The sequence below is a fragment of the Sphingosinicella microcystinivorans genome (assembly GCF_027941835.1).
Classification (GTDB): domain Bacteria; phylum Pseudomonadota; class Alphaproteobacteria; order Sphingomonadales; family Sphingomonadaceae; genus Sphingosinicella.
The window spans coordinates 3,156,071-3,172,131 of the sequence record NZ_CP116005.1 but is presented as its reverse complement, the minus strand read 5'-3'; the positions used below and the strand labels follow the sequence as shown (position 1 = coordinate 3,172,131).

14 protein-coding genes and 3 tRNA genes are annotated in these 16,061 nt (G+C 64.6%); 2 read left to right on the top strand and 15 right to left on the bottom strand.

Annotated features, from left to right (window positions below; translation table 11 throughout):
• The first annotated feature begins 38 nt into the window (after positions 1 to 38).
• Both PE061_RS15190 and PE061_RS15185 read left to right on the top strand, forming a co-directional pair.
• Positions 39 to 114 (top strand) — tRNA-Val (locus PE061_RS15190).
• 131 nt (positions 115 to 245) lie between these two features.
• Entirely contained in the window at positions 246 to 638 is a 393-nt protein-coding gene (locus PE061_RS15185; RefSeq protein WP_271256086.1) for a DUF3597 domain-containing protein, read from the top strand.
• A gap of 73 nt (positions 639 to 711) precedes the next feature.
• Here PE061_RS15185 and PE061_RS15180 read toward each other — a convergent pair whose 3' ends face one another.
• The 15 genes from PE061_RS15180 to PE061_RS15110 form a co-directional block, all read right to left on the bottom strand.
• Entirely contained in the window at positions 712 to 1,338 is a 627-nt protein-coding gene (locus tag PE061_RS15180; protein ID WP_271256085.1) for an outer membrane protein, read from the bottom strand.
• A 323-nt stretch (positions 1,339 to 1,661) separates the two neighbouring features.
• Positions 1,662 to 1,736, bottom strand: a tRNA-Val gene (locus PE061_RS15175).
• Between the two features lie 137 nt (positions 1,737 to 1,873).
• Positions 1,874 to 2,146, bottom strand: coding sequence for an HU family DNA-binding protein (locus PE061_RS15170; protein ID WP_271256084.1), 273 nt, complete (start codon positions 2,144 to 2,146; stop codon positions 1,874 to 1,876).
• Positions 2,147 to 2,284: 138 nt separating this feature from the next.
• The gene (gene lon, locus PE061_RS15165; RefSeq protein ID WP_271256083.1) at positions 2,285 to 4,678 is read right to left on the bottom strand and encodes an endopeptidase La; all 2,394 of its coding nucleotides are present in this window, start codon (positions 4,676 to 4,678) and stop codon (positions 2,285 to 2,287) included.
• A 197-nt stretch (positions 4,679 to 4,875) separates the two neighbouring features.
• Positions 4,876 to 7,341, bottom strand: coding sequence for a TonB-dependent receptor (locus PE061_RS15160; RefSeq protein ID WP_271256082.1), 2,466 nt, complete (start codon positions 7,339 to 7,341; stop codon positions 4,876 to 4,878).
• Between the two features lie 286 nt (positions 7,342 to 7,627).
• Positions 7,628 to 8,905, bottom strand: a complete 1,278-nt coding sequence (gene clpX, locus PE061_RS15155; RefSeq protein ID WP_271256081.1) for an ATP-dependent Clp protease ATP-binding subunit ClpX — start codon at positions 8,903 to 8,905, stop codon at positions 7,628 to 7,630.
• A gap of 148 nt (positions 8,906 to 9,053) precedes the next feature.
• Positions 9,054 to 9,695 (bottom strand): ATP-dependent Clp endopeptidase proteolytic subunit ClpP, encoded by a 642-nt coding sequence (gene clpP / locus PE061_RS15150; protein ID WP_271256080.1) that lies wholly within the window; start codon positions 9,693 to 9,695, stop codon positions 9,054 to 9,056.
• 138 nt (positions 9,696 to 9,833) lie between these two features.
• Positions 9,834 to 11,438 (bottom strand): trigger factor, encoded by a 1,605-nt coding sequence (gene tig / locus PE061_RS15145; protein ID WP_271256079.1) that lies wholly within the window; start codon positions 11,436 to 11,438, stop codon positions 9,834 to 9,836.
• Between the two features lie 47 nt (positions 11,439 to 11,485).
• Positions 11,486 to 11,570 (bottom strand) — tRNA-Leu (locus tag PE061_RS15140).
• Positions 11,571 to 11,641: 71 nt separating this feature from the next.
• On the bottom strand, positions 11,642 to 12,391 hold the full coding sequence (locus tag PE061_RS15135; RefSeq protein WP_271256078.1) for a TlyA family RNA methyltransferase: 750 nt from the start codon (positions 12,389 to 12,391) through the stop codon (positions 11,642 to 11,644).
• Positions 12,392 to 12,802, bottom strand: coding sequence for a type II toxin-antitoxin system VapC family toxin (locus PE061_RS15130; protein ID WP_271256077.1), 411 nt, complete (start codon positions 12,800 to 12,802; stop codon positions 12,392 to 12,394).
• A 3-nt stretch (positions 12,803 to 12,805) separates the two neighbouring features.
• Positions 12,806 to 13,057, bottom strand: a complete 252-nt coding sequence (locus tag PE061_RS15125; RefSeq protein WP_271256076.1) for a type II toxin-antitoxin system Phd/YefM family antitoxin — start codon at positions 13,055 to 13,057, stop codon at positions 12,806 to 12,808.
• 66 nt (positions 13,058 to 13,123) lie between these two features.
• Positions 13,124 to 15,049: a 1-deoxy-D-xylulose-5-phosphate synthase gene (dxs, locus tag PE061_RS15120; RefSeq protein WP_271256075.1), complete on the bottom strand. Its 1,926-nt coding sequence runs from the start codon at positions 15,047 to 15,049 to the stop codon at positions 13,124 to 13,126.
• Positions 15,050 to 15,119: 70 nt separating this feature from the next.
• Positions 15,120 to 15,581 carry a Fur family transcriptional regulator gene (locus tag PE061_RS15115; protein ID WP_271256074.1) on the bottom strand — a complete coding sequence of 154 codons (462 nt, stop codon included), beginning with the start codon at positions 15,579 to 15,581 and terminating at the stop codon, positions 15,120 to 15,122.
• Between the two features lie 7 nt (positions 15,582 to 15,588).
• Entirely contained in the window at positions 15,589 to 15,981 is a 393-nt protein-coding gene (locus PE061_RS15110) for a MerC domain-containing protein (protein ID WP_271256073.1), read from the bottom strand.
• Positions 15,982 to 16,061 lie beyond the last annotated feature (80 nt).

Sequence of the window (16,061 nt, the reverse complement as noted above, 5' to 3'; positions counted from 1 at the left end):
TCCCTAGCCGTTGGGCAAAAGCACGCGCAAGCGAATAAGGGCGGTTAGCTCAGTTGGTAGAGCATCTCGTTTACACCGAGAGGGTCGGCAGTTCGAGCCTGTCACCGCCCACCACCGTCCTCCCCGCGGCGTTTCGTTCAGGAACCGGCAAGGCGCCGGGCCGTTGATATGCGTCTGTCATGATCGCAGCGCATCATCGACGGAAACCGCAAGCTGCCGGTCCCGGCACGAACAGGAGGCACCCCATGAGCATTTTCGGTCGGATCAAGGACGCGATTTTCGGGAAGAAGGCCGAAGCGGCATCCGCGCCCAAGGCGGCGCCCGCCGCCCCGGCGGCACCTGCGGCACCGGCCGCGCCGCCTCCGCCCGTGGAGATCAGCGAGGTGGACGTCGAGGCGATCCTCACGAACCTCGCCGACAAGACGCCCCAGAAGCTCAACTGGCGCACGTCCATCGTCGACCTGATGAAGCTGCTCGGCCTGGAATCGAGCCTCGCCGAACGCAAGGAACTGGCGCAGGAACTGGGCTACACGGGCGAGCTCAACGGCAGCGCCGAGATGAACATCTGGCTGCACAAGGCCGTGCTGCGCGAGCTGGCGAAGAACGGCGGCAAGGTGCCCGCCGACCTGCTCGACTGAGCCGGTCGTCGAGAAAAATACGCCCCGTGCCTTCGGACACGGGGCGCTCGGCATTCCTGAAACAGACGTGCCGTCAGAAGCGGACGCCGACACCCGCCACGACCTGATGACGTGAAACGTCCCCGGTCAGGATCGGGTCGACGATGTCGAACTTCTTGTAGTCGTTATAGAGGTACTCGATCTTGCCGTAGGCCGTGTTGCCGAACGGATATTCGATCCCGGCACCGAGCTGGAGCCCGCCCCGCCCCGCGGAGTCCGACCAGTTCTCGGTCGAGTCTTCAAGGTCCTCGTAGACGTAGCGAATCCGCCCGTTGACGTACCCGACCTTCACATAGCCGCGCAGGCTGTCGGCGTTGCCGATGCCCGCCCGGATGCCGACGGCGATATTGCGCCTGGCTTTCAGGCATTCCTTCCACAGCCCGGCTTCCTCGTAGCAGTCCTTGGTGTTGCTGAGGTCGAAGCTGGCATAGGGGCCGACGAACTGGCCGCCGAAGTCGAAGTCGTAGCCGATCTCGGCGCCGTAGACGATGCCGCCTTCGCTGCCGCTCTCCGTCACCTGATCCTCGCCGTCGTCATAATCCAGCGTGAGCTTGATGGAATCGTATCCGGCGCGGGCCTCGACCCGGAAGTTTCCGCCTGCTGCAAATGCCGGAGCGGCCGAAACGGACGCAAGAATCCCGGCCAGAAGAAGCTTTTTCATGAATCAGACTCCTGTAGATTGATTATTGACCTGAAAGGCAAAGAATCCCGCACATAATGTTCTTTGAACGCGGGCGATTCCCGTTTCCGGAGACCTTTCGGGGTCGATATGACTTCCACAGGTTAAGGAGGCATGAAGTAACGAACGCAAGTTTAACCCTGCACTTGCGTAGAGTTTTCGAATATAAGCTTCGATCACTAACAGGTTTATCGGAATTTTCTTTCCACGTGAAAGAAAATAATCGAACGTGTCCGGATCAGATGCAGGCAGGACAGGCCGCATTTTATGGGCTGCCCGTCGTCAACTGACCTGCGTGAAGAAGATGGTGGGCGCGACAGGGATTGAACCTGTGACCCCTCCCGTGTGAAGGGAGTGCTCTACCGCTGAGCTACGCGCCCGCCGGGTGTACCGGACCGGCGGTGCAGATACGGTCCTGACCGCTGCCTGTCCAGCCCGTTTCTGCCGAAACCTGCCCCGAAATGCGAAGGGCGCCGCAGATGCGACGCCCTTCGTTTAAACCCTTGCGGGCGCGGACTTAGTTGACCGCGTCCTTCAGGCCCTTGCCGGCCTTGAACTTGGGCTGCACGCTGGCGGCGATCTTCATCGTTTCGCCCGTGCGCGGGTTACGGCCCGTCGAAGCCTTGCGCTTCGCCGTCGCGAAGGTGCCGAAGCCGACGAGACGAACCTCGTCGCCCTTCTTCAGGGCCTTCGTGATGCTTTCGAACACGGCCTCGACGGCCTTGCCCGCATCAGCGCGCGAAAGACCTGCTGCATCCGCAACCGAGCCGATAAGTTCCTGCTTGTTCATTCCCTGTACCCCCAAGACGGAAGAGTGGTTGGATCGGCGAATAAAAGCCGGGCGCCATGTAAGTGCCCGGCTTCCCGAGAGTCAAAGGGAAAACCCCAGAATTTGGGGCTTTCCTGAACTTTTTATCGCTTTTTCGCCTCAATGGCGGACAGAGAGGTCTCCAGACTCGGTGGCCGGAGCCACCGCCGGCGCCGGAAGCACCGGCTCCACCCACTCGATCGGCTCGACCGGACGCGCCAGCGCCACCGCGAGCACCTGATCGACGTGACTCACCGGGCGAATCGTCAGGCCTTCCTTCACGTTCGCCGGAATGTCGGCGAGGTCCTTCTCGTTCTCCGCCGGGATCAGCACCGTGGTGATGCCCCCGCGCAGCGCCGCCAGCAGCTTCTCCTTGAGGCCGCCGATCGGCAGCACGCGGCCGCGTAGCGTCACCTCGCCCGTCATCGCCACGTCCTTGCGGACCGGGATGCCGGTCAGCGTCGAGATGATCGACGTCACCATCGCCACGCCCGCAGACGGGCCGTCCTTGGGCGTCGCGCCTTCCGGCACGTGCACGTGGATGTCCTTCACCTGGAACACGGTCGGCTTGATGCCGTACTGCGGCGCGCGCGACTTGATGAACGAGTGCGCGGCCTCGATGGATTCCTTCATCACCTCGCCGAGCTTGCCGGTCGTGCGGATAGCGCCCTTGCCGGGCACCGTCACCGCCTCGATGGTCAGAAGCTCGCCGCCGACCTCGGTCCACGCGAGGCCCGTGGTCGCGCCGACCTGGTCCTCTTCCTCGCCGATGCCGAAGCGGAACTTGCGGACGCCCGCATAGTCGCCGAGGTTCTCGGGCGTGATGACGACCGTCTCGGCCTTGCCTTCGAGGATCTGGCGCAGCGCCTTCCTTGCCAGCCGCGCCAGCTCGCGCTCCAGCGTGCGGACGCCCGCCTCGCGCGTGTAATAGCGGATAAGGTCGCGCAGGCCTTCGTCCAGAATCGCGAACTCGCCCTCTTTCAGCCCGTGCGACTCGATCTGCTTGGGCAACAGGTGCGCCTTGGCGATCTCCAGCTTCTCGTCCTCGGTGTAACCCGAGAGGCGGATGATCTCCATGCGGTCGAGCAGCGGCTGCGGCATGTTGAGGCTGTTCGCCGTCGTCACGAACATCACGTCCGAAAGGTCGTAGTCGACCTCGAGGTAGTGGTCGTTGAACTTCGCGTTCTGCTCCGGATCGAGCACCTCGAGCAGCGCCGACGACGGATCGCCGCGGAAGTCCTGACCGAGCTTGTCGATCTCGTCGAGCAGGAACAGCGGGTTCGAGGTGCCGGCCTTCTTCAGGTTCTGGATGATCTTGCCGGGCATCGAGCCGATGTACGTGCGCCGGTGGCCGCGGATCTCGGCCTCGTCGCGCACGCCGCCGAGCGACTGGCGGATGAACTCGCGCCCCGTCGCCTTGGCGATCGAGCGGCCGAGCGAGGTCTTGCCGACGCCGGGCGGGCCGACGAGGCACAGGATCGGCCCCTTCAGCTTGTTGGCGCGGCTCTGCACGGCGAGATATTCGAGGATGCGCTCCTTGACCTTGTCGAGGCCGTAGTGATCTTCATCCAGAATCTTCTCTGCCGCGCGGATGTCCTTGCGAACCTTGGTCTTCTTGCCCCACGGCAGCGCCAGCAGCGTGTCGAGGTAGTTGCGCACCACCGTCGCCTCCGCCGACATCGGCGACATCGCCTTCAGCTTCTTCAGCTCGCCTTCCGCCTTGTCGCGGGCTTCCTTCGAGAACTTCGCCTTCTTGATCTTCTCGGCAAGTTCGTCAACTTCGCTGCGGCCCTCGTCGTCGCCGTCGCCGAGCTCGCGCTGGATCGCCTTCAGCTGCTCGTTGAGGTAGTATTCGCGCTGCGTCTTCTCCATCTGGCGCTTGACGCGGTTGCGGATCTTCTTCTCGACCTGCAGCACGCCCATCTCGCCTTCCATGAAGCCGAAGACCATCTCCAGCCGCTTCGTGGGCGAGCGCTCGGACAGCAGCGCCTGCTTGTCGGCGATCTTCAGGCTGAGGTTGGATGCGATCGTGTCCGCAAGCCGCGAGGGATCCTCGATCTGGCCGACCTGCACGACGACTTCCGGCGCAACCTTCTTGTTGAGGCGCACGTACTGTTCGAAGTGCTTCACCGCCGAGCGCACGAGCGCTTCGAGGTCGGCCTCGTCGGCGCCCTCGTCCTCGATCGCGGCGACATCAGCCTCCAGATACGTGTCCTCGACGCGGACCGCCGTCACTTCGGCGCGGTGCTGGCCCTCGACGAGCACCTTCACGGTGCCGTCCGGCAGCTTCAGCAGCTGGAGCACCGTCGCGACGGTGCCGACCTCGTAGAGGTCCTTGCCTTCCGGGTCTTCCTCGGCCGGGTCGCGCTGCGAGAGCAGCAGGACGTTCTTGTTCGCCGTCATCACCGCTTCGAGCGCCGCGACGGACTTTTCGCGCCCGACGAACAGCGGCACGATCATCTGCGGGAAGACCACGATGTCGCGCAGCGGCAGGACGGGATAGGTCTCGGTCATTCTCTCAACTACTCCAAAGCCGGGCGCGGCACCAACGGCGGTGCACGCCCCTTTTGTGCCAATATGGGCACGGTCGCGGCGCTGCACAATGGCGACACTAGCAGCTTAGACTGAAGAGTGCGTGAATTCCTCGTTTCGCAAACGAAAAGAGCGGACCCCGAGGGCCCGCCCTTTCCTTTCCGGCAGTTCGGCAACAATCAGAAGGCCACGGTGATCGTGCCGCTGATCGTGCGCGGCGCGCCGATCTGAACGAACGGAGCGCTGCTGCTCTGTTGTAGGCCGCCGCCGAAGCCGCCGACATAGAACTCGTCGAACAGGTTGTAGACGTTCAGCTGGAAGTGGGTCTTGTCGTTGAGCCCAATGAACTCGAGATTCAGGCGGGCATCGAGATTGACTAGCGTATAGGCGGGCGCCTTGGCCGGGAACACCTCGACGCCGCCGAGAACCAGCGGCAGGTTGGAATCGAACAGGTAGCGTGGGCCCGTGCGCTTGGCGGTCAGGCCCACGTCCACCGGCCCCAGCGTGCCGCGCACCGTCCCGCCGTAGCTGTAGGACGAAGAACCGGATTCGCGGTTGCCTTTGGTGGCGATGAAGCTCGTCGGGCCGGTCTGCACGTCGCTCTTGATCTCAGAATCGTTGAGCGAGCCGAAGGCGTAGAACTGAAGCTCGGGCAGCGCTTGCCATGCAACGCTGGCGTCGATTCCCATTTTGTCGACCTTGCCGAGGTTCCGGTAAATGGAACGTTCGAGTTCGGGATCGTAGGCTTCGGCGACGCGATCCTTATACTTCGTGAGCCAGCCGGCGACCTGCGCCTGCACCTGACCGGACGTGTAGCGCAGGCCGAGGTCGAAGCTGTCCGTGGTCTCCGGCACCGGCTTGATGCCCGGCGCATCCTCGGTGAAGAACAGCGAGTTATACAGCTGATCGGTGCTGGGCACCGAAAGGCCCTTCGCGTAGCTCGCGAACGCGCTGATGTTCGGCGTGAAATCGTAGATCAGGCCGACGTTCGGCAGCAGCTTATCATAGTTGTAGGTCCGCGACTGCGGCGGCGAGATCGTGGGATTCAGGGCCGCGTAATCGTCGTTCACTGGCGAATCCTTGCCGAAGCAGTCGACGAAGCCGTTCGCAGAGGTCGTAAAGCAATACTGGTTGAGCTTGCGCTTGAAGAATGGCGCGCGCAGCCCGAGGTTCACCGTCAGCGCATCGAACTGGCCGCGATACTCCGCGGAAATCTGGTTCAGGATGGCAAAGGACTTGCGGTCGCGCTTTTGCAGGACCGTTCCGTTCACATCGACAAGAGGGTCGTTGGCCGGAAAGACGTCGTAGGGTTCACCGTTGGATTGCAGCACGTTGATCGGGCCGGTTTGGCGGTGGCGCGCGTGGTCCAGCGTGTAGGCGACACGAATGGTATGGAAATCGCTGATATCGTAACGAAGCGACGCGATCACGCCATAACGGTTCGTGCGCGTATGGCTCGGCTGGAGCACGGTCACCTCGTCCAGCAGGTCGCCGTCGCCGTTGAGATCGATACCGGTATAGGGACGGCCACCGATGTAGCCGAACAGCCCGCTCGAGTGCGCGTACTCATAGCCGGTCGTCGTGCCGCCGCCGTTGGCCTTCACGTACTGGAAGCTCGGATCGACCGTCAGCACCAGCCCGTCAGACAGCGTGAAGCGCGAGGAACCGCGGATATTGCCGGTGTTGGACGGATTGTAGCGCCGGTCGAATTCGGTTCCGCAGCTGTTGGCGAGGTCTTTGACCCCCGCCTGCGGCACATTCGTCTGGCACGGGAAGTTGATGTCGTATTCGCGTTCGTCGTTGTTCTTCGGGAAACGGTTGCCCGAGCCGCTGCCAACCGTGCGATCCTCATCCCACCGCAGTGGGAGCGAACCGAAAAAGTTGTTGCGGTTCTCGTTGTAGTGACCGGAAACCGAGATGAAGTCGCCGTTTTCGCTGATCGGCTGATAAATGCGGCCGTTGATCTGCTTTTTGTCGATCTTGCCGTAGTTGTTGAAAGGGTTGTCGTTGGTGGCGCGGCTGGCGGCAACGAACGCGCGCGTTCCGAACGACGTGAAGGCGCCCGTATCGATCGCGGCGAAGACCCGGAAAAAGTTGAACTCGCCCCCCGAGCCGGAAACGTGAATGCCGAAATCCTCCTTCGGCAGGCGCGTACGGAGGTTTACGGTGCCGCCGGTGGCAGAGGCTGTGGGGCTGTCCACGTCGGTCGTGCCGAGGTTGACGTTGACCTGATCGATCAGTTCGGGGTCGAGCATCTGGTTCGAATAGATGTCATAGCCGCCCGAATCGTTCAGCGGCACGCCGTCCATCGTCAGGCTGACGCGCTGGCTGTTGAAGCCGCGGATGTTGAGCGTGCCGCCCGAAGAGCCGTAGGCGTCGTTGTTCTGGAAATTGACGCCGGGCAAATTGTTGATCGTATCGAGGACGGTCTGGCCCGAGGTCTGGCGCTCGATGAACTCCTGCGTCAGCACACCCTTCGCCTTGGGAGAATCGGGAATCTGGACGCCCGCGACATCACGGCTCATCGCACCGGTCACGACGATGACGTCTCCCTCGAAGTCTATGGACCCGGTGGACTGGGCGAACGCCGTCACCGGCAGTATGAACGCGGCTGCCCCAACGCTGCGGAGAAGCATGGACCTCATCTGGATATCCCCTTGAAACTATTGCTGACATCAACGGCTGAACCGACAGCGTCAACTACCGGCTGCGCGCTAGATGGCCAGCAAGCTTTACAGCCCCATGACAGGTTTGTGCATTGCAGCAACCTGCCACCGCTTTGAAGAGGGATATTGAACAACTGCCCGACAGGAGGGTTACTCGGCTACAAGATAGCTTTTGGGAATCAACAGGTTAATCTCTGTTACCCAAAAGCCACATCATCACGCGAAAATCGGGACTGGCGGAGCCTTCCAGCTCTGTGTTTCCCGCTCAGGCGGCGTCGCCGGAGACCTTCTCTTTCGCCTTCTTGGCGAAGACCTTGATCGGCTCCTTGGTGCCCGCGACGACATCCTTGTCGATGCGGACCTCGTCGACGTCGTCGAAGCCCGGCAGGTCGAACATCGTGTCGAGCAGGATCGCCTCCATGATCGAGCGCAGGCCGCGCGCGCCGGTCTTGCGCTCGATGGCCCTCTTCGCGATCGCCAGCAGCGCGTCGTCGGTGAACGAGAGCTTCACGTTCTCCATCTCGAACAGCTTCTGGTACTGCTTGACGAGCGCGTTCTTCGGCTCGGTGAGGATCTGGATGAGCGCCTTCTCGTCGAGGTCCTCGAGCGTCGCGATCACCGGCAGACGGCCGACGAACTCGGGGATCAGGCCGAATTTCAGCAGGTCCTCGGGCTCGCAGTGCTTCAGCACCTCGCCCGTGCGGCGCTCGTCCGGCGCGGCGACATAGGCGCCGAAGCCGATCGACTTGCCCTGCAGGCGGTCCGCGATGATGCGTTCGAGGCCGGCGAAGGCGCCGCCGCAGATGAACAGGATGTTGGTCGTGTCGACCTGCAGGAACTCCTGCTGCGGATGCTTGCGGCCGCCCTGCGGCGGAACGCTCGCGGTCGTGCCTTCCATGATCTTCAGGAGTGCCTGCTGCACGCCCTCGCCCGACACGTCGCGCGTGATCGAGGGGTTGTCGGCCTTGCGGCTGATCTTGTCGATCTCGTCGATGTAGACGATGCCCCGCTGCGCGCGTTCGACATTGTAGTCGCTCGCCTGCAGGAGCTTCAGGATGATGTTCTCGACATCCTCGCCGACGTAGCCCGCCTCGGTGAGCGTCGTCGCGTCGGCCATCGTGAACGGCACGTCGAAGGTCTTGGCGAGCGTCTGCGCGAGCAGCGTCTTGCCGCAGCCGGTGGGGCCGACAAGCAGGATGTTCGACTTCGCCAGCTCGATCTCGGAACCCTTGGCGCCGTTGTTGAGCCGCTTGTAGTGGTTGTGCACGGCGACCGAGAGCACGCGTTTCGCCTGCGCCTGCCCGATCACGTAGTCGTTGAGGACATCGCAGATCTCGCGCGGGCTCGGCACGCTGCCGTCGCTCTTCTTGGCGAGCGCGCCCTTCGTTTCCTCGCGGATGATGTCGTTGCACAGCTCGACGCATTCATCGCAGATGAACACCGTCGGCCCGGCGATCAGCTTCCTGACCTCGTGCTGGCTCTTTCCGCAGAACGAGCAGTAGAGCGTGTTCTTGGAGTCGCCGCCGCCGCTGAGCTTGGTCATAAAATGCCTCTTCCGGCCTCCGCGCCGGTTTCCTTGCCGCCTGCCATCCTAGCGCGCACGCACGCCGCTTCAATGGACAATACGGTCACATTCCCGAAATATATAGCGCCGCCTTGTTCAACGGAACGTGAACGGGCAGCCACCCGGCTCACGCCGCCTTGGCTTCCTCGTCGGCCGGCGACGGGCGTGTCTCGTACACCTCGTCGATGAGGCCGAACTCCTTGGCCTCGTCCGCCGACATGAACTTGTCGCGCTCCACCGCGGACTCGATCTTCTCGATCGGCTGCTTGGTGTACTTGGCCATCAGCTCGTTCATGCGCGAGCGGATTCGCAGGATTTCGCGCGCCTGGATCTCGATGTCGGTCGCCTGCCCCTGCGCGCCGCCCGAGGGCTGGTGGACCATGATGCGCGCGTTGGTGAGCGCCATGCGCATCCCCGGCTCGCCCGCGGCGAGCAGGAAGGCGCCCATCGAGGCGGCCTGACCGATGCACACCGTGCCGACGCGCGGTCGGATGTACCGCATCGTGTCGTGGATCGCCATGCCCGCCGTGACGACCCCGCCCGGCGAGTTGATGTACATGAAGATGTCCTTCTTCGGGTTCTCCGATTCGAGGAACAGCAGCTGCGCCGTGATCAGCGACGCCATGTGGTCCTCGACCTGCCCGGTCACGAAGATGATGCGCTCCCGCAGCAGCCGCGAATAGATGTCGAAGCTGCGCTCGCCCCGGTTCGACTGCTCGATGACGATGGGGACGAGAGCGTTCGTGAGGCTGCTGACGGGGTCGATCATGGGAGTCCTTCGCGGGCGTTTGTCTGTTCCGATAGCGGGATAGGTCGGCACAGGCGCGCCCGCTGTCAAGTGGGCGAAGTGGAGGCGAAGGAAGCCCGGGGGCCGGCGTGGCCGCCCCCCGGCGTCAGTTCGCTCGGTTCAGGCCTTCGCGGCTTTCTTGGCCGGGGCCTTTTTCGCTGGTTTCTTTTCAGGTTCCGCAGAGGCTTCAGTGGCTTCCGCCTTAGCGGCCGTCTTCTTGGCGGCGGGCTTCTTTTCGGCCTTCACCGCGTCTTCCTTCGGCTCGGCGGTTTCCGCCTTCGCCGTCTTCTTGGCAGCCTTCTTAGGCTTGCCCTCCCCATGCGTGTGACCATGGTCATGGTCGTGGTCATGATGGTCGTGACCGCAACCCGGGCCGTGGACGTGGCCGGTCGGCGTCTCGTCGTCGTCCTCGATCGCCTGCTGCAACTCATCGCGGCTCACGCTGCGCTCGGTCAGCTCGGCCTTGCCGATGAGGAGGTCGACGACCTTGTCCTCATAGAGCGGCGCGCGGAGCTGTGCGGCGGCCATGGCGTTTTCCTGGAAGTACTTCACCACCTGCTGCTGCTGGCCGGGATAGCGCGCGGCTTCCTGGCCGATCAGGCGGTTCATCTCGGCCTGCGTGACGTTCACGCCTTCCTTCTGGCCGATCTCGGAGAGCAGCAGGCCAAGGCGCACGCGGCGCTCGGCGATGCGGCGGTACTCGTCGCGGTCCTTCTCCAGCTCGGCGACGGCGGCGGTCGGGTCTTCCTCGTGGCTCGCCTCGTGCTCGAGCTGCGCCCAGATCTGGCCGAACTCGGCCTCGACCATCGTCGGCGGCACGTCGAAATCGTGGCTCGCGGCGAGGTGATCGAGCAGCTTGCGCTTCAGGTGCGTGCGGGTCATGCCCTGAAGCTCGGCGGAAATCTGGTCCTTCAGGATTTCCTTCAGCTTGTCGAGGTTCTCGAGGCCCAGATTCGTCGCGAGCGTGTCGTCGATCGCGGCTTCCTGCGGCTGGCGCACCTCGGTGACGAGCACGTCGAACACCGCGGGCTTACCCTTGAGGTAGGCGACGTTGTAGTCCTCAGGGAAATTGACCTCGACCTTCACCTTGTCGTTCGCCTTCACGCCGACGAGCTGGTCCTCGAAGCCGGGGATGAGGCGGCCGGAGCCGATCTCGATCTGCATCCCCTCGCCCTTGCCGCCTTCGAACTCCTCGCCCTCGACGGTGCCGACGAAATCCATGACGACGACGTCGCCCGTCCCGGCCTTGTGGCTCTTGGGCGCGGCTTCGAAACGCTTCTGCTGGTCGGCGAAGCGCTTCAGCGCGTCCTCGATCTCGGCATCGCCCGGCTCGACGACGAGCTTCTCGAGCGTGATGCCCTCGATGTTGACGGAGGTGATCTCGGGAAGCACTTCCAGCTCCACCGTGAACACGACGTCCTTGCCCTGCGCGTAGTCGTCGGCGAGCGCGACGGACGGCTGCATCGCCGGGCGCAGCTTCCTGTCGGCGACGAGCTTCTGCACGCCTTCCTGAACGGCGGTGTTCAGCGCGTCGCCGTGCAGCGCCTCGCCGTGCATCTTCTTCACGAGGTTCTTCGGAACCTTGCCGGGACGGAAGCCGGGCATACGGATCTGGCCGGAGACCTGCGTGAGCTGGGCGTCGATGCGCGATTCGAGGTCCTTGGCGGGAATCGTCACTTCGTACTGGCGCTTCAGGCCTTCGTTCGTCTTCTCGGCAATCTGCATTTCGTCAGTCGGCTTTCGTTCAAGAACCCAAGTATCTGGCCAAAGTCTGGTGCGGGCGAAGGGACTCGAACCCCCACGTCTTTCGACACCAGAACCTAAATCTGGCGCGTCTACCAGTTTCGCCACGCCCGCAGGTCCACCAAGGGGTGTCCCCGGCGGCTTTGGCGGCGGTCTATACGCACGGGCGCGTAAGGTGGCAAGGCTTAGGAGGCGGGCGCTTCCCGCACCGCGCCGATCAGGAACTCGATGTTGCCTTCCGGCCCCTTGATCGGGCTTTCGGTGAGGCCGAGCACGCGCCAGCCGGGCTGCGCGGCGAGCCATGCCTCCACCTCGGCGCAAACGCGGGCATGGACGGCGGGATCGCGCACGACGCCGCCCTTCCCCACCTCCGCGGGGCCCGCCTCGAACTGCGGCTTGATGAGCGCGACGAGCCGCGCGCCCGAAGCGGCGAATTTCAGCGGCGTTTCCAGCACCTTGGCGAGGCCGATGAAGCTGGCGTCGCAAACGATGATGTCGACGGCTTCCGGTATCTGCTCCGCCGTCAGGTGCCGCGCGTTGGTCTTTTCGAGAACGACGACGCGCGGGTCCTGCCGCAGCTTCCACGCAAGCTGGTTGGTGCCGACATCGACCGCATAGACCTTCGCCGTACCGCGCGCGAGCAGCACATCGGTGAAGCCCCCGGTCGAAGACCCCACGTCCATCGCGACGAGCCCGGCAGGATCGACCCCGAAATGATCGAGCCCCTTTTCGAGCTTGAGCCCGCCCCGCGAAACCCACGGATGATCCTTGCCGCGCACGTCGAGCGCCGCATCCTCGGCGACCATCTCCCCCGCCTTGGCGACCTTCCGCTCGCCCGCGAACACCAGCCCCGCCATGATGAGCGCCTGCGCCTTCGCCCGGCTCTCCACGAGCCCGCGCGCGACGAGAAGCTGGTCGATGCGGGTCTTGGGCATCTAGCGAACCGGTTCGAAGGGGTTCAGCGTCGGAACGCCGAAACCTTCGAAATCCCGAACATTGCGCGTAACCACCGTCAGGCCATGTTCCAGAGCCGTCGCCGCGATCATGGCGTCTTCGTAGAGGTCGTCCGGCCTGCCGGCCATGAGCCGCGCCCACCTGCGGAACACGCGGGCATCCATCGGGATCACCGCCTGCGTGGCTTCAACCGCATCGGCCCACGCTTCCAGTTCCTCGGCTCTTGCCGCGTCGTTCGTGCGCGTGATCTCGATGCCCGCCTGTATCTCGCCAAGCGTAACCGCCGAAACGGCAAGCTCCCGTTCGGCGACCGATGCAAGCCATGCAATGACCGCACCGGGCGGTCTCGTTCTCCGCAACTCGGAAACGACGTTGGTATCGAGAAGATACACGGCCTAAAGGCGCGGCACGGCCCGACGCCGGGCACGGCCGCGCGGCGGAATGGCAAGATCCCCGCGTCCCGCATCGGACATCAGAAGCGCTTTCAACGATGGCTGCGCCGCAGTCATCCGCCGCCACTGCGCCGCAGGGACCAGCACTGCGGCTTCCTCGCCCCGCTTGGTCACAAGCTGAGGCCCCTCGGCCACGCACGTCTCCAGCATCTCGCTAAACCGCGCTTTCGCATCCTGAACCGGCCAGACCTTCATGTCCCATCCTGACTAGTTTTCAGACTAGTTAGGATGGGACATCGCCGTCGTCAAGGTACAGAAAAATCAGGCCCGCGCGCTCTCGGTCACGCCCGCGCTGTTGTGGCGGAGCGCCGAGAGCGCCGTCTTGACGATACCGGCCGCGTCGAGGCCCGCCTCGGCGTACTGCTTCTCGGGGCTGTCCTGCTCCTGGAACGCGTCCGGCAGGCGCATGGTGCGGATCTTGAGGCCGGCGTCGAGCAGGCCGGTGTCCGACGCCATCGTGAGGACATGCGCGCCGAGGCCGCCGATGGCGCCCTCCTCCACCGTCACCACCACCTCGTGCGTGGCGGCGAGCTTGCGGATGAGCGCCGCGTCGAGCGGCTTCGCGAAGCGGAGGTCGGCGACCGTCGTCGACAGGCCCTTGGCGTCGAGCTCGTCCGCGGCCTTGAGCGCTTCGCCGAGGCGCGTGCCGAGCGACAGGATGGCGACCTTGCGGCCTTCGCGGACCACGCGGCCCTTGCCGATCTCCAGCCGCTCGGGCGCTTCGGGAAGCGCCACGCCGAGGCCGCTCCCGCGCGGATAGCGGAACGCGATCGGGCCGTCGTCATGAAGCGCCGCCGTATGCACCATGTGCACCAGTTCGGCCTCGTCCGCCGCCGCCATCACCACCATGTTGGGCAGCGTCGCAAGGTAGGTGACGTCGAACGAACCGGCGTGCGTGCTGCCGTCAGCGCCGACGAGCCCGGCGCGGTCTATGGCGAAGCGCACCGGCAGGTTCTGGATGGCGACGTCGTGCACGACCTGATCGTAGGCGCGTTGCAGGAAGGTCGAGTAGATCGCGCAGAACGGCCGGAAACCCTGCGCGGCGAGCCCCGCCGCGAAGGTGACGGCGTGCTGCTCGGCGATGCCCACGTCGAAGCTGCGGCTCGGGAACTCTTGCGCGAACCTGTCGAGGCCGGTGCCGGACGGCATCGCCGCCGTGATCGCGACGATCTTCTCGTCCCGCCGGCCTTCCGCGATCAGCGCCTTGGCGAACACGCCCGTGTAGCTCGGCGGCCCCGCCTTCGCGGGCGCCATCGCGCCGGTGATGACGTCGAACTTGGTGACGCCGTGATACTTGTCCGCCGAGGCCTCGGCGGGCGCGTAGCCCTTGCCCTTCTTGGTGACGACGTGGATCAGGCACGGGCCTTCCGCCGCGTCGCGCACGTTTTCGAGCACCGGCAGCAGGTGGTCGAGGTTGTGCCCGTCGACCGGCCCCACGTAGTAGAAGCCGAGTTCCTCGAAGAGCGTCCCGCCCGTCGCCATGCCGCGCGCATACTCGTCCGCCTTGCGGAGGCCCGATTGCAGCGGGCGCGGCATCCTCTTGGCGAGCCGCCTCGCGAGGTCGCGCAGGCCGAGGAACTCGCGGCTGGAGATGAGCCGTGCGAGATAGGCGGAAAGCCCGCCCACCGGCGGCGCGATCGACATGTCGTTGTCGTTGAGGACGACGATGAGCCGGTTCCCCGCGGCCTCGGCGTTGTTCATCGCCTCGTAGGCCATGCCCGCCGACATGGCGCCGTCGCCGATCACCGCGATCGCCTTGCCCGGCGCGCCCGAGAGCTTGTTCGCCACCGCGAAGCCGAGCGCCGCCGAGATCGAGGTGGAGCTGTGCGCCGCGCCGAACGGGTCGTACTCGCTCTCGCTGCGCTTGGTGAAGCCCGAAAGCCCGCCGCCCTGCCGGATCGTGCGCATCCGGTCGCGCCGCCCGGTGAGGATCTTGTGCGGATAGGCCTGGTGCCCGACGTCCCAGATCAGCCGGTCGCGGGGCGTGTCGAACACGTAGTGAAGCGCGACGGTCAGCTCGACGACGCCGAGCCCGGCGCCGAGGTGGCCGCCCGTCTGGCTCACCGCGTCGATCATCTCGGCGCGCACTTCTCCCGCGAGCTGCCGGAGCTGCGAAGGCGCCAGTTTCCTCAGGTCTGCCGGGTCTTTGACCGTGTCGAGCAGCGGCGTGTTCGGCGGGTTGGTCAAGAAATCCCCCAAGTGGAATGTCTTTGTTTCTTAGCCTCGCGGGGCAATCTTGTCGATTGCGGCGCTGGGGTCAGGCGCACCTGGCGCACGCGCCGCGCACCTCGAGCACCGGCTGCACGGGCCGGAAGCCCGCCTGACGCGCACGCTCGCGCACGCTCTCGCTCAGCGAGTCGTCGTCAAGGTGCGTGGTGCCGCCGCAGCTGTCGCAAACGAGGAAGATGCAGTCGTGGACGCATTCCGGGTGGGCGTTGACGATATAGGCGTTCTTCGATTCGACCCGCTTGGCGAGGTTGGTCGTCACGAACAGGTCGAGGATGCGGTAGACGCTGTTCGCCGCCACGCGCTTGCCGCGGACCTTCGAAACCGCCTCCGCGACGTCGTAGGCCGAAACCGGCCGGTCGAAGTCCGCGAGCGCCTCGAAAACGCTGGCGCGCATGTCCGTCCACTGCTCGCCCGCCGCCGTGAGCGCGGCAGCAGCGGCGGACGTCAGACTCTCGCCGTGCGGTTCGTGGTGTTTGTGCTTCGTCGCCATGCCCCGATTATGGGCATCCGCAGCCTTCGCGGCAAGTTCCGCCATGCAGGCAGCGGATATTGAGCCAGTGCGCCCACGCGACGAATACGGCGCCGACCACGGTGAAGCCGAGTTCGGCGCTGCCGTGCTGCATCGTGAGCGCGATGGCCATGAACCCGATGCCGAGCGCGCCGAGCGCGATCACCACCCAGCGCCGGTGCCGGAAGACGCCGCGCCCGAGGCCGACGACGGCGAGCGGGATCGCGAGCGCAAGGCCGATCTTGTGGATGTCGTGCTGGAAGAAGCCGGTCGTGCCGACCGAGAGCAGCGCGATGACCAGCGTCGTGGCGAGGCAATGCAGCAGGCACAGCCCCGAAAGGCCGATCGCCGACTTGTCGATCCAGAAGTTGCGGTCCTGCATGGCGCGAGGATATAATGTAACATTATCACATGCGCAAGCCCTTAAAGCGTTGACCATTCCGCGCAACCGAACATCAACCA

Bases quoted from the DNA above. Each gene is read 5' to 3' on its own strand.
- lon (WP_271256083.1), bottom strand. From the start codon at position 4,678: ATGACCGAGACCTATCCCGTCCTGCCGCTGCGCGACATCGTGGTCTTC.
- PE061_RS15115 (WP_271256074.1), bottom strand. From the start codon at position 15,581: ATGGCGACGAAGCACAAACACCACGAACCGCACGGCGAGAGTCTGACG.
- PE061_RS15160 (WP_271256082.1), bottom strand. From the start codon at position 7,341: ATGAGGTCCATGCTTCTCCGCAGCGTTGGGGCAGCCGCGTTCATACTG.
- PE061_RS15170 (WP_271256084.1), bottom strand. From the start codon at position 2,146: ATGAACAAGCAGGAACTTATCGGCTCGGTTGCGGATGCAGCAGGTCTT.
- PE061_RS15110 (WP_271256073.1), bottom strand. From the start codon at position 15,981: ATGCAGGACCGCAACTTCTGGATCGACAAGTCGGCGATCGGCCTTTCG.
- PE061_RS15185 (WP_271256086.1), top strand. From the start codon at position 246: ATGAGCATTTTCGGTCGGATCAAGGACGCGATTTTCGGGAAGAAGGCC.
- clpX (WP_271256081.1), bottom strand. From the start codon at position 8,905: ATGACCAAGCTCAGCGGCGGCGGCGACTCCAAGAACACGCTCTACTGC.
- PE061_RS15125 (WP_271256076.1), bottom strand. From the start codon at position 13,057: ATGAAGGTCTGGCCGGTTCAGGATGCGAAAGCGCGGTTTAGCGAGATG.
- clpP (WP_271256080.1), bottom strand. From the start codon at position 9,695: ATGATCGACCCCGTCAGCAGCCTCACGAACGCTCTCGTCCCCATCGTC.
- PE061_RS15180 (WP_271256085.1), bottom strand. From the start codon at position 1,338: ATGAAAAAGCTTCTTCTGGCCGGGATTCTTGCGTCCGTTTCGGCCGCT.
- PE061_RS15135 (WP_271256078.1), bottom strand. From the start codon at position 12,391: ATGCCCAAGACCCGCATCGACCAGCTTCTCGTCGCGCGCGGGCTCGTG.
- tig (WP_271256079.1), bottom strand. From the start codon at position 11,438: ATGCAGATTGCCGAGAAGACGAACGAAGGCCTGAAGCGCCAGTACGAA.